General features: G+C 58.8%; 13 protein-coding genes. 5 read left to right on the top strand and 8 right to left on the bottom strand.

Going from position 1 to position 12,039, the window contains the following annotated elements; genetic code table 11:
- Positions 1-320: 320 nt before the first annotated feature.
- Positions 321-521: a hypothetical protein gene (locus FZX13_RS03550; RefSeq protein ID WP_115021953.1), complete on the bottom strand. Its 201-nt coding sequence runs from the start codon at positions 519-521 to the stop codon at positions 321-323.
- Between the two features lie 596 nt (positions 522-1,117).
- Between FZX13_RS03550 and FZX13_RS03545 the strand changes: the two genes are divergently transcribed.
- A complete protein-coding gene (locus FZX13_RS03545; protein WP_226407329.1) occupies positions 1,118-1,300 on the top strand; it encodes a hypothetical protein in 183 nt (60 codons plus the stop codon).
- 409 nt (positions 1,301-1,709) lie between these two features.
- Here FZX13_RS03545 and FZX13_RS03540 read toward each other — a convergent pair whose 3' ends face one another.
- The 3 genes from FZX13_RS03540 to FZX13_RS03530 form a co-directional block, all read right to left on the bottom strand.
- Positions 1,710-1,922 (bottom strand): hypothetical protein, encoded by a 213-nt coding sequence (locus FZX13_RS03540; protein ID WP_115021957.1) that lies wholly within the window; start codon positions 1,920-1,922, stop codon positions 1,710-1,712.
- 608 nt (positions 1,923-2,530) lie between these two features.
- Entirely contained in the window at positions 2,531-5,008 is a 2,478-nt protein-coding gene (locus tag FZX13_RS03535) for a ligase-associated DNA damage response DEXH box helicase (RefSeq protein WP_226407319.1), read from the bottom strand.
- Positions 5,008-6,663, bottom strand: a complete 1,656-nt coding sequence (locus tag FZX13_RS03530; protein WP_226407317.1) for an ATP-dependent DNA ligase — start codon at positions 6,661-6,663, stop codon at positions 5,008-5,010. Before FZX13_RS03530 ends, FZX13_RS03535 begins: the two co-directional genes overlap by 1 nt.
- 119 nt (positions 6,664-6,782) lie before the next feature.
- Here FZX13_RS03530 and FZX13_RS03525 point away from each other — a divergent pair, with 119 nt between their 5' ends.
- Complete coding sequence (locus FZX13_RS03525; protein WP_226407315.1) at positions 6,783-7,043, top strand: hypothetical protein; 261 nt, start codon at positions 6,783-6,785, stop codon at positions 7,041-7,043.
- Here the strand turns inward: FZX13_RS03525 and FZX13_RS03520 are convergent.
- A complete protein-coding gene (locus FZX13_RS03520; protein ID WP_226407313.1) occupies positions 7,040-8,026 on the bottom strand; it encodes a ligase-associated DNA damage response exonuclease in 987 nt (328 codons plus the stop codon). The two genes, FZX13_RS03525 and FZX13_RS03520, sit on opposite strands and share 4 nt — an antisense overlap.
- A gap of 66 nt (positions 8,027-8,092) precedes the next feature.
- Between FZX13_RS03520 and FZX13_RS03515 the strand changes: the two genes are divergently transcribed.
- Positions 8,093-8,326, top strand: a complete 234-nt coding sequence (locus tag FZX13_RS03515; protein ID WP_115021967.1) for a hypothetical protein — start codon at positions 8,093-8,095, stop codon at positions 8,324-8,326.
- Here the strand turns inward: FZX13_RS03515 and FZX13_RS03510 are convergent, their stop codons facing one another.
- Genes FZX13_RS03510 through nadA form a run of 3 tightly spaced genes read right to left on the bottom strand, consistent with a single transcriptional unit; the run spans position 8,327 to position 10,022 of the window.
- Entirely contained in the window at positions 8,327-8,749 is a 423-nt protein-coding gene (locus FZX13_RS03510; RefSeq protein ID WP_226407311.1) for a hypothetical protein, read from the bottom strand.
- Positions 8,750-8,787: 38 nt separating this feature from the next.
- Positions 8,788-9,093: a hypothetical protein gene (locus FZX13_RS03505; protein ID WP_226407309.1), complete on the bottom strand. Its 306-nt coding sequence runs from the start codon at positions 9,091-9,093 to the stop codon at positions 8,788-8,790.
- Positions 9,090-10,022 carry a quinolinate synthase NadA gene (gene nadA, locus FZX13_RS03500; RefSeq protein ID WP_255617926.1) on the bottom strand — a complete coding sequence of 311 codons (933 nt, stop codon included), beginning with the start codon at positions 10,020-10,022 and terminating at the stop codon, positions 9,090-9,092. Before nadA ends, FZX13_RS03505 begins: the two co-directional genes overlap by 4 nt.
- A 113-nt stretch (positions 10,023-10,135) precedes the next feature.
- Here nadA and FZX13_RS03495 point away from each other — a divergent pair, with 113 nt between their 5' ends.
- Positions 10,136-10,924 (top strand): TIGR04168 family protein, encoded by a 789-nt coding sequence (locus FZX13_RS03495; protein ID WP_370630789.1) that lies wholly within the window; start codon positions 10,136-10,138, stop codon positions 10,922-10,924.
- Entirely contained in the window at positions 10,918-12,015 is a 1,098-nt protein-coding gene (locus FZX13_RS03490; protein WP_226407305.1) for a hypothetical protein, read from the top strand. Before FZX13_RS03495 ends, FZX13_RS03490 begins: the two co-directional genes overlap by 7 nt.
- Positions 12,016-12,039 lie beyond the last annotated feature (24 nt).

Raw genomic sequence — 12,039 nt, 5'->3', positions numbered from 1 at the left:
CGCCCACGCTTTGCACCGCCCACGCTTTGCACCGCCCACGCTTTGCACCGCCCACGCTTGGGTTCCCTAGCCTGCATCACCATTGTCCAGGGTTTTTTCTTAAGTCCTGAGCATCAACTCCTTCAGATCAATAGGTTGAGTGCACTCTGCTAAGAAGATTTGGCTTTTGACTCTGGAGATAAGACAGACAGGTTCATTGCAGCAGCCAAGTCACGTGCGGAAGCTGCGCTGAATGAGCCTGCACCCAAACTCACGGCCCTAGAGAAAGGCATGCTCGAGTCCATGCGACAGGGAGGTAGGCCCGTAAGGCACCGCTGATCTCAGCGCATCAGCAGCCAAACGGCCAAACCTCCTAATCCAAACCCTTTGAAGAACTGAGCCCAAGTCAGGCCGTAGGTGTCGAGTGAGAAGGTTCTCATCATCAGGTTCAGAACCTCTTTGTGCTTCCGGATCAGAAGCGAGCTGTTTGCAGTGTTCAGCTGCGGAACTTGCTTGAGTTTGATCTCCCCGAGCTTTTGCACCTTTGGTGATCCGGTTTGACGCGGACTTTAGGGACTTTATTCAAGCTTCACTGCCTCACCCCAGGCCGGATCCTTCAAGCGCCTGCAGCATTGGCTCTGGGATAAGGCGCTAGGTACGCCGCCTCCACAATCGGACAAATAGCCCCAGGAGGCAATGAGCACGACAGCTGATTGCCTGATGCTCCACGGCTGCCGAGAGTGTGTGCATCGAGATCGGAGGAGCCCATGACGGCCGACACTCCACCTGAGCAAACCGCAGAAGCAGCCTGACTTTTTTGGCCCCTGCTCCAACTTTTCAACCCAAACGTGAGCACTTCGTCTGTGACGACACTGTTGGTCGTCTGATCAGTCGACACTCCTCTGCACCGTGCGTAGGTGCCCCGTAGGAGTTCCGCTTCACACCTGGTTCAAATGGCCCCAGGGTTGCTACAAGCCAGACGCTTCGACCTTCTTTTTTCAGTTCACTGTCGTTCGACTGAGCATCTCGCTTCACGGAACCAGCATCACTGATTAGGTCGACTGCAATGCATAAACGAGCGAGTTAGGCCGTCTTTCCATCGGGGAGGGCGGCCTTCCTCTTTGTGCTCGCTGATGGCTTGGAGTTTTCTGCTCAGGGAGTGATGGATCAACAGAACAAGGACAAGGACTATTGGATTGACGAGATCGCTTTTCTCGAATCGCGTTTAAACGGCAGCCAAGGTGACATTGATAACGATGATCGTGCTGCTTGCGAGGAAGCCTTAAAAGCTGCAAGCGAAAAGCTGGCCTCTTTTCGTTAGGTCAGCTCCCCTGTGCCCCATGGCCATGAATGCCTGTGAAGTTCATCAATCTGGCGACCTTCCTGTGATCAGCACGAGTTGCTTCAAACGATTTTTCAAAGCATCAGGTGAGGGCTCACTGACCTCGTGATTCATCACCGCTCCTTAGGCACAACATGTGTGGACACTTCATTTGAACCTCCCCTTCCAGGGAGGTTTTTTCTTAGGGACGAACAATGAAGCTGATGCTGCTGCTTGTACTGGGAACGATCGCTCTAGGCACAGCCCTGGGAATGTCGTACCCGGTGATGTGATCGAGACAGGGGTGATGGAAGCGAGCCATAGGAGTGTTCAACCCATTCCTGTCCTGGTGGGCTTGCCTCTCAACCCTTCATCACATCAAGGGTTCAATCATGAACAAACAAATGCGCTATGCCCTTTTTTCTTCAGGAAGGGAGGCGTCCCTCTTTGGCGTTGCGCTGTCCTTAAGGGCTCGTTCCAAGTGATCGACATGACGTTCCAGGGCGACGACCTTCTTCTCCAGCTCTTGCTCGCGGATATGTTCAGCATCATCCAGGTGCTGACGGCCCCCGTTCATCATTTCCGTATAGGTCAGGGCTCTGGGCTTCGTTGGTTCAGTCATCAGTTTTGTAGTGCCAGGGCTCGCTCTTCCAATGCATTGGGCTGCAGCTTGATCATGCTGATGGGCTGAGCCTCACGGCGTAGGCAGCCGTAATCGTTTGCAGCTCATCGTTATTCCACATCCCGGTTATTCCACATCCCGTTCACTTGTACGCAAAATGCCTGCCCTTGGTCACCCTTCGATCAAGCCGCTGAGTGGTCTGCGGTTTCTTGGAAAGCTTTCTCCTGCAGTTGTTGGACTGCACAGATGGCTTCGTGAGCAGGCCACCCATGGCGTTTCATCAGCTCCTCAACCAGGTAGTCAGGCGAGTTTGAGATTCGTGCATTTAATTCAGCCACTGCCCTGTTATCACGCGCTAAAGCAGAGAGCCGAAGTGATCGGAGTTGTCGAGCGTTCGGCTGTTCCATGCCTTCACTCTGCACGTTGGGGGTTCGATGCCGGGGGTGTCTCGACCTGGGATGTTTGTTATAGGGGCTCAGAACAGCTGCAGTGACTTCGTTCTGCCCGCTTCCAGGTGCTGCGATCCATCGATACAGCCCTTCACTGCAACTGCAGAAGCAGTCTTCAAAGCACCGATTCAGACACCCCAGCGCATTGCTCGTTGATCACTATCCCTCCTTGCGGAGTGCCTCCTCTCTCATCCGCTGAACCCGCTCTAAAACGGATTCATTGCTCATCCTGTTGTTGAGGCGTTCCACAAGCAGTGGAAATGCCAGCGGGCTGGGCCTCGGGGTTTCAACGTGCAGCCATTCCTGGCTCGCAGCACGCTCCAAGGCTGCCTCCAGTCGAGAGATCTCTAACTGGTCGTTGAGCACCTCATGTTGTGCTTGCAGCAGCAACCTGTTTTGTGGTTCATGGCGGGTGAACACATCGAAGAGCAGTGACGCACTGATTTGAAGCTGCCCCGTGCTCTTGCTTGATCCGGGGAATCCTCGGTTCATCAGGCCAGCGATTTGGGCAATGGCTCGGAAGCGTCGCCGTTGCAGCTCGGAAAGATTCAGGGCGTTTTTCAGATCGTGCTCCAGCTTTTGTCGATCGAGTAGCAGATCGATGTGGTCTTCCAGCAGCTCCGCCATGGGGTAGCTCTTCGGTGCCAACAGTTCAAAGCCGTAGTCGTTGACCGACACCGTGATGGTGCCGCGTTCCAGACGGGTCAGCCGCGAAGCCCAGAGAAAGCCGATGCCTTCATGCACGAACCGACCTTCAAAGGGGTAAGCGAAGAGATGCGTTCCCTCCCGGGTGCGACAGGTTTCGATCAATAGTTGTCCAACCGTTGGGAGCACGGAGAGGTCCTGTTGCCGTTCAAACAGTGGCTTTAAAGCCTGTAGTTCAGCGTTGTCGAGATCCCCGCGGCTGGCGCGGTCCACCTCCAGCCGCAGGTGATGGGTGAGCAGATCGGAGAGCGCCATCTGCCCCCCAGCCCAGGCGGGAACCGTGCGCGTTTTCTTCGTGCTCACCTTCACGTAGGCGGTCATGTCCCGCAGGCGAACAAATTCCAGTTGGCGTCCGGAGAAGAAGAACACATCTTTCGGTTTCAGCTGGCTGATGAAGGTCTCCTCCACATGGCCGAGCACGGCACCACGCACAAACCGCACTGTGATCGCCGGTGCAGCCGTGATCGTTCCGACGTTGAGACGGTGCAGGCGTGCGATGGCACTTTCTCGAACCCGGTATCGCTGGCTGGTCGCCTCCCACTCGAGCTTGCGGTACCGGGGATAGGCCCCGAGGCACTCCCCGCCCTGCTCCAGAAACAACATGCACCAGTCCCAGTCGTGTTGGCTCAGATCGGCGTAGGCCGCACAGCTCCGCACGGCTTGCAAGGTCTGATCGGGATTGAAGCCAGGGCCGCAGGCCAGCCCTGTGAGGTGCTGCAGCAGCACATCTAGAGGAGCTTTGGGAGGTTTGCGTTGTTCCACCAGACCTTCCGCGAGTCCCCGACGCACAGCACTGAGCTCAAGTAGTTCCAGGGCATTGGTGGGCATGAACAGCACCTGGGATGTTCCGCCGGGCAAGTGGGCTGATCGCCCCGCACGCTGCAGCAGTCGCGCCAGATTCTTGGGGCTTCCGATCTGCACCACCTGTTCGACGGGTTGGAAGTCCACCCCCAGATCAAGAGAGCTGGTGCACACCACCCAACGGATGCTGCCCGCTTTCACGGAGGCCTCGATGGCTTCACGTTCGCTGCGATCGATGGCGCTGTGGTGAAGGGCCAACCCCTCTTCCATCTCCGGACAGGCAAAGCGCAGACACTGGTGCCAACGCTCTGACTGATTGCGGGTATTGGTGAACAGCAAGGTGCTGATCCCGGGATTGAGGCGGGCCACCAGCTCTTCGTACATCCGCAACCCGAGGTGCCCGGCCCAGGGGAAGCCATCGATCGTTTCCGGGAGGATGCTCTGAATCTCCGTACCGCGGGCCGGGGCTCCTCCGATCAGCTGCGGTTCAGCTGTCGTTCCCAGCGCGTGGCGAGCAGCCTGATCGATGTTGCCGATGGTGGCACTGATCGCCCAGGTCTGGAGCTGAGGGCGGAGCTGCCGCAACCAGCTCAGATTTAGCTCCGTCTGGCTGCCCCGTTTGCTGCCCATCAATTCGTGCCATTCGTCGAGGATCACCGTCTGGAGCTGACCGAAAAGCTCTTCAGCTTTGGCATTACTGAGCAGGAGAGCCAGGGATTCCGGTGTTGTGACCAGAATCTGTGGTGGGGCCTTGAGTTGTTTGGTGCGTTCGCTGCTGCTGCTGTCGCCGTTGCGGATGCCCACTCGAATCGGCCAACCCATCGCCTCGATCGGTTCGCGGATCGCCAGAGACAAGTCGCGGCTTAAGGCGCGCAAGGGCGTGATGTACAGCAGACGTATTCCCTTCAATGGCTGCTCGTCTGCCAACATCCGCGCGATGGGTCCCATGACGGCGGCGAAGGTTTTGCCGGACCCTGTGGGCACTTGAATCAACCCATTCCGCCCCGCTAGATAGGCGCTCCAGGTCTCTTGCTGGAACGGGAGAGGGGTCCAGTTTTTGTGGGCGAACCAGGCCTTGATTGGGCTCAACCGTGGGTCGCAGGCTTTTGGCTTGCTCTCGGAACGTGCCATCAGCGGTTCTGGATCAAAGCCATCGCGGTTTGCAGCGAATCCGCTTCCTCTGCGGGTTTGTCGCGGCGCCAGCGCAGGATTCGCGGGAACCGCACAGCGATTCCCGATTTGTGGCGTTTTGACGGGTGGATGCCCTCAAAGCCGATTTCAAACACCAATGCTGTTTTGAGCGATCGCGCCGGGCCGAAGCGTTGCACTGTGTTCCGACGGATCCACCGGTCGAGCTCAAGGATTTCGGCATCGTTCAGGCCGGAATAGGCCTTGGCGAAGGTCACCAGCTGCGGCTCAGCCGTGTTGGTCCAGAGGCCGAAGGTGTAATCGGTAAACAGATTGGCCCGACGCCCACTCCCTGCCTGGGCATAGATGAGCACAGCGTCGAGCGTCATCGGCTCGAGTTTGTGTTTCCACCAATGGCCGCGTTTTCTTCCGCTCAGATAAGGCGACTCCGCGTGTTTGAGCATCAGCCCTTCGGCGTTGTGCTGACGGGCCTGGTTGCGTTGTTGATCCAGCTCCTCCCAGGTGTCGATCGACCAGGACTGGCTCTGCTGCAACCGCCACGATTCGGGATGCTCGATGTTGCCGAGCAAGTCAGCCAGCTGATTCTGGCGCTGCCTCAATGCCTGCTGGCGAATGTCGATGCCCTGATGTTCCAGTAGGTCGTAGGCGATGAATCGCATCGGACATTCCCTTCTCAACCCCGCTCCAACGGTTTTGCGGCCGAGACGTCGTTGCAGCTGATCAAAGCCAAGCGGTGTTGCCTCGTTCTGCTGCCAGCAGATCAGTTCACCGTCCAGAACGCTTCCGGAGGGCAAGGCCTGGGCGACATCCACTAGTTCAGGGAAGCTGTCGTTAACCAACTCTTCCCCACGACTCCAGAGATAGATCCCTGACCCGCGATGAATCAGTTGACCGCGGATCCCATCCCATTTCCACTCCAGTTTCCAATCGTTCACCGATGTCTCCCGAAGCCGTTCGGGCTCCAGTGGACTGGCGAGATAAAAGGGGTATGGCGTGCCACTGGAGCGGTGCTCATCCGGCGTCGCAGGGGCGGTGAGTTGAACGAATCGCTCAGCGGAGGGCTCAAACCCGCCCATCAGCCGTTGCACTACCAGTGTTTCTTCGAGATCAAACGCCTCGGCAATGGCGCGGCTGATCAGTCCCGTCGACACGCCGACACGGAACCCCCCTGTGAGCAACTTATTAACGATGAAGTGCTGGTCGAGCGGGATCCTGTGCCAGAGCCAGATCACCGCATTGGCCTGATCGTCGTCGCTTCTGGTGCTGATGGCCGGCAGCAGGGTCTCCATCCACCAGCTGAGGGGCATATCCCCCTCAGCGCTGGGCAGGCCTGGATCCGTGGCTTCAACGCGCTGTTGCACGGCGGGCCAGAGCAGGCTGATGGTTTCAGCTGAGTCGCCCACTTGGCCGTAGCAGTCGTCGATCAGCCAATCCGGAAGACCGCCCCGGTCACGCAGGATGTCGCGGAGGCGGCGACCGGTGATCAAGCGGCGGCGGCGTTTGCCCAACAGGAGCGTCAACGCCCAAGCCGCTTCCCCTGGATCGACCTCCTGAAAGTGATCCACCAGCGCCTGCACCTTGGCCTTGGTGCCCGTGACCTGATCCAGCTGATTGAACAGGTCCTGAAAGGCACGCATGCGCGCTTGAACGGGGTGCGTCAACAGTCCCGCCATCCTGACAAGACATTTTGTGATCAGAGCTGGAAATCCGGTGGAGACCTGTGTTGATCTGAGCGACAGCTTTTTGGATCAGCCGGATGGCACTCCTCTGGGACAACCTGGCGCAACAACTCAGCAACGTGCGCGCTAGCGCCTCAGCGACGGCCGTCGTGACTCCCGTGAACGGCTCTGGCACCTCGGATGATCCTTCCGACCGTCGTCGTCGTCTTCAGCAGGCGCTTGAGGCCGTTAAAGACAGCGGCAACGCCATGATGATCGAGTCGCTCAATGCCGCGATCGAAGGCCGTGAAGCGAACCTGAACCTTCCCGAGCTCCCCGACGGCGTCGCCAAGTTTTAGTCCGCTTCCCCTTCAAACAGGGTCTCCAGCGCTTCTGCATCCAATCCCTCGATCTCACGCAGGTAACGGGCCAGAACATCACTCTGCCCATGGGTGACGTACACCTTGCGGGCACCACTGTCCCGAACGGTCTGGAGCAATCCAGGCCAGTCGGCATGGTCACTGAGCACGAACCCTCGCTCGTAACCCCGGCGTCTCCGGGCTCCGCGCACGGCCATCCAGCCGGAGGCAAAGGCGGTTTGGGGTGACTTGAAGCGGCGCATCCAGCTGGAGCGATGGGCCGATGGCGGCGCCAGGATCAATCGCCCATGGAGAGGATCCTTGCGGGGCAGTTCACTGACGGGACGACTGGGGGTCATCGGAACCCCCGCCTCGCGGTAGTGACGGGTCACGGTCTCCACGGCGCCGTGCAGCAGCACTTCCTCCTCCACGCCAATGGCCTTGAGTTCGGCCAGCAAGCGTTGGGCCTTGCCGAAGGCGTAGCAGAACAGCAGTGATGGCCTGCTGCGATCACTGGTCCACCAGGCATGGATGTCCTGGGCCACCTCGGCACCGCTCTGCCAGCGATAGATCGGCATCCCGAAGGTCGCTTCGGTGATCAGCACATCGCAGCGCACCGGTTCAAAGGGATCGCAGCTGGGGTCGTCATCGCGCTTGTAATCACCGCTGACCAGCCACACTTCACCCTCCGATTCCAGGCGGATCTGCGCTGAGCCGAGCACGTGTCCGGCACTGTGAAACGACACCTTGCACTGTCCGAGCCAAAGTTCTTCGCCGAAGGCCACCGGGTGAAGCGTGATGTCTTGTCCGAGCCTCTGGCGAAGAACCCCTTCACTGGACGCTACAGCCCAATACTCTCCGCATCCGGGCCTTGCATGATCGGCATGGGCGTGGGTGATCAGAGCCCTAGGGACTGGGCGCCATGGGTCGACCCAGGCCTTTGCTGCTCGGCAGTACAACCCTTCGGGAGTGCGTTCGATCAAGCCCAGCTGCTGATCGCTGCAGACAGTCTGAAAGCCCCGTAGCTTGATCGCGTTGTTGTCATCGCGATGAAACTGCTCGTTGCCGCTCTCTTTGCCTCGGCTTTGGCTGTTCCCAGTTCCGCCCTGGCCCAGAAGAAGATTCCGAAAGCGCAGGGTCACAACCAATGCCCTTTGGGTTACGTCAACACCTTGGGCACCACCTGTGTGTCACCGATCTATTACGAGATGATGCCCACCAATGGTGAAGCCTGCCCTTCCGGATGGATGAATGTTGGCGCTGGTTATTGCCGTAAGAAGTAATCAATTCTGTTGGAGTGGTTTCAGACCACTCCAGCGTTCGAGGGTGTTGATCGACTGAACACCCTCGAGCCGCGTTGATCCAGGTCGTGTCCAGGTAGGTATCGATTGAATTCCGGCATCCCGGCATTGGCTCACCTGCTTTGGATACTTGTCGGGCAGACCGCACTCCACGTAATTCAGTCGTCCTCCAGCATGTTTGCCGAAGAGTTTCATCTGCTCCTTGCAGGCTGGGCACCAATGCGCCCCAAAAAACTTGGCGCCAACCGTATTGAGGTGGTCGGCCAATTCAATTGTTTGTGGTGTGGATTCCGTAGCGGGTTGAGGGATTGGTTGATTCCAGGGTTGTGCAGTCACCTTCAGGCTCGAACCCCCCGCGACGAGAGCCAGACCGGCCAAGACGTCGATGCCCCATACACGGCTCACAGGACGCTCCTCAACACAATGTTTTACGGCTCGAAAATCTATTCCAATCCCATGGATTGGACGTCGCAGGCTGTGTCAACCTCCCGGGCAAGCTGCTTGAGATCACCGTCGATGTAGCTGACTCCAGTCCGAGGTCCGCCCGATCGGAGTTTCAACTGCTTGCCTGTGGCGATGGAGTAGGTCGCCTTGAGTTGATCCACATTTTTTGTGCCTCGTGCCCATTCCTCACAGAGGAACGCCTTCCTCTCTTGCTCGCTCATGGTTGAGCAGGCTGCGAGGAGCACCGCCGTGCCCAGTGCACACCATTGCTGAAAACCATGGATGGTCGCCTGATCCGGTTTCACCGGCTCATCTCAAGCATGCGCTGCATGGGTTTCAGGGCCTTCAGGCGCACGGTTTCATCCATGTCGATTGCAGGCGTGAGGGTTTCCAGGCAGGCCTTCAGTTTTTCAAGGGTGTTGAGCCGCATGTAAGGGCAGGCATTGCAGCTGCAGCCATCCAGCCCAGGGACGTCGAGCAGCGTCTTCTCGGGCACCCGTTGCTGCATCTGATGCAGGATCCCCGGTTCCGTCAGAACGATGAAACTGTCTGAGGCACTTTGTTCTGTGTAGTTCAAGAGTTTGCTGGTGGAGCCAATGAAGTCCGCCAGGTCCAGCAGGTTCTGCTGGCATTCAGGGTGGGCGATGACTTCTGCCGAGGGATGTTCGTGCTTGAGCGCAAGCACGGCTTCTTCGCTGAATGTTTCGTGGACGATGCAGCGTCCAGGCCAGAGGGTCAGCTCGCGACCGCTCTGTTGCTGCACCCAGCGCCCCAGGTTTTGATCTGGTGCGAACAGAACCGACTGATCCGGTGGCAGTTGATTGACCAGATCCACGGCATTGCTGCTGGTGCAGATCAGATCGCTCTGCGCTTTCACTGCTGCCGTGCAGTTGATGTAACTCACCACGAAGTGATCGGGGTGATTCGAACGAAACCGGGCGAAGTCGTCTGCTGGGCAGTCATCCGCCAGGGAGCAACCAGCATCCAAATCCGGCAGAACCACCGTTTTTTCTGGGCTGAGAATCTTGGCGGTCTCTGCCATGAAATGCACACCACAGAACACGATCACATCTGCATCGGTGCTGGCAGCTTGTCGTGATAGTTCCAGTGAGTCGCCAACGAAATCGGCGATGTCTTGAATCTCCGGTTCCTGGTAGTAATGCGCCAGGATCACGGCATTGCGGTCTTCGCGAAGCCGGTTGATCGCCGCAACAAGGGCGGTGTCAGCGCTCATCAGGACCGGTTCGGGGCAGGATGAACACAGCCTAGGCATCCGCTCTGACGCACCTGCGACTTGCCATTGCTGGTGATCTGCATGGCGCCTGGGGCGATGCGGATGAGCAGCTTCTGCAGATCCTCAAGCCCGACGCTGTTCTCTTCGTTGGTGATCTCTCCGATGGCGACCTGCGTCTGACGCGCAGGATCACGCGTCTTCCGTTTCCCGTGGCCGTGATCCTGGGGAATCACGATCGTGGGCGGGATCGCAGTGGCGGCATCCTTGAGCAGCAATTGGCTGTACTCGGTGATCTTCACTGTGCTTGGCGGGCCATCCAATGGCCGGAGCTCCCCTTGACGATTGTCGGTGCACGTCCCTGTAGTGCTGGAGGTGGTTTTCATCTCTCAAATGCCGTGGAGGCGGTGTACGGACCGGTGTCGCTTGAGGCGTCCGCCGATCGGATCGTTCAGGCCGCGGCAGATGTGCCCGCCGATCAGCCCTTGATCGTGATGGCCCATTGCGGTCCCACGGGGCTGGGATCGGATGCAGCCAGTCCCTGTGGTCGGGATTGGAAAACGCCAGCTGTTGACTGGGGTGATCAGGATCTTGCCCTCGCCTTGGATCGCATGGCCCGGAATCGACCTGCAGATCTGGTGATTTTCGGCCACATGCACCATGCCCTCAAACGGGGCTCCGGTCTCCGGCAGAACCTGCTGCGCCACCGCCACGGAACGGCACTGATCAATGCTGCCTGCGTGCCGCGCTCCGGGCTTGATGGCCAAGATCGGCCCCTTATGCATCTCTCCTGGGCTGAATTCCAGGGCCCCCAGCTGACTCAGCTGGCCCATCGTTGGTACACCTCAGACGCTGAGTTGATCCATCAGGAGCAGTTGCCGATGGATGCTCCCTCGTCGTGCTGATCTACACCTGCAGCAGCAGCCATGGCTTTGGCCACGCGGCTCGGGATGCGGCAGTGCTGCAGGAGCTTCGACGCCTGCGGCCCGAGTGGACTCTGGTCATGAGTTCGGGGCTCCCACCCCCTGTGCTGAAGCGTCTGCTGGGGGATTCGTCCATTCAGCAACGTTCCTGTCAGTGGGATGTGGGCATGGTGCAAGCGGATGCTCTCGGTGTGAAGCGTGCGGCCACGCTCACCGCCTTGGATCTGCTCGAGCAAAGGCTGCCGGCCTTGATTGAGGTCGAAGCCAGCTGGTTGGCGGCGCAGGAGCAGCCGGTGCTGGTCCTCGGGGACATCCCCCCCGCTGCGGCCGCGTTGTCCAAGCGGGTGGATGCACCTCTGGTCTGGATGAGCAATTTCGGATGGGATGACATCTATGCCCCCTTGGGGCCTGCGTTTCAACGGCGTGCTGAGGCCGCGGCCATGGCCTATCGCCGTGGTGATCTGTTGCTGCGCTGTCCGTTTGATCTACCCATGAACTGGGGCTTACCCGACCGCAGACTCGGGTTGGTGTGTGCCGCGCCGCGGCCCATTCCGGCGGATCTGGAGGCTTGCTTGGATGCCCTCCACGTTCCACTGGTTCTTGTCGGGTTCGGTGGCATCGGTCTGTCCCTTCGCAGTGATCTGTTTCAGCTTTGGCCCAACCACCATTTCTTACTTCCGGCCTCAGCCACGGCCTCGCAACAGCCTGAGCTGGCTGAACTCCCCAATCTCACAGTTCTGCCGGAGGGGGTGCGTCCTGTCGATGTGCTCGGCCGCTGTTCCCGTTCTCTGGGGAAGCCGGGATTTAGCAGCTTTTGTGAGGCGATGGCCCAGGGTGTTGGGCTTCACGTGGTTGCGCGCAGCGGATTTGCTGAAGCGTCTGTGCTGATGGATGGCCTGCAACGGCACGGTCAGCACCGATTCCTCAGCCGGCTGGAGCTGGACGCAGGGGCATGGCAGTTGGACCAGCCTTTGTTGGCGCCCACGGAGGAACCTCTTTCTGCATTAGGGGCTCAAGAAGCCGCTTTGGCACTGGTGAGCTGGGTTGAAAGCATTTTTAATTTTCAGCGTTAAAACAATCTTTTTCGCGCCAATTCG

It is taken from the genome of Synechococcus sp. MU1625 (genome assembly GCF_020514205.1).
Lineage (GTDB): Bacteria > Cyanobacteriota > Cyanobacteriia > PCC-6307 > Cyanobiaceae > Parasynechococcus.
Note: the sequence above shows the minus strand (reverse complement) of the source record. Positions and strands in the feature narration are given on the sequence as shown.

What these genes read in the sequence shown, in the direction of transcription:
- FZX13_RS03530 (WP_226407317.1), bottom strand. Translation starts at nt 6,663, where the DNA reads ATGCGTGCCTTTCAGGACCTGTTCAATCAGCTGGATCAGGTCACGGGC.
- nadA (WP_255617926.1), bottom strand. Translation starts at nt 10,022, where the DNA reads ATGAGCGCTGACACCGCCCTTGTTGCGGCGATCAACCGGCTTCGCGAA.
- FZX13_RS03525 (WP_226407315.1), top strand. Translation starts at nt 6,783, where the DNA reads ATGGCACTCCTCTGGGACAACCTGGCGCAACAACTCAGCAACGTGCGC.
- FZX13_RS03515 (WP_115021967.1), top strand. Translation starts at nt 8,093, where the DNA reads ATGAAACTGCTCGTTGCCGCTCTCTTTGCCTCGGCTTTGGCTGTTCCC.
- FZX13_RS03535 (WP_226407319.1), bottom strand. Translation starts at nt 5,008, where the DNA reads ATGGCACGTTCCGAGAGCAAGCCAAAAGCCTGCGACCCACGGTTGAGC.
- FZX13_RS03540 (WP_115021957.1), bottom strand. Translation starts at nt 1,922, where the DNA reads ATGACTGAACCAACGAAGCCCAGAGCCCTGACCTATACGGAAATGATG.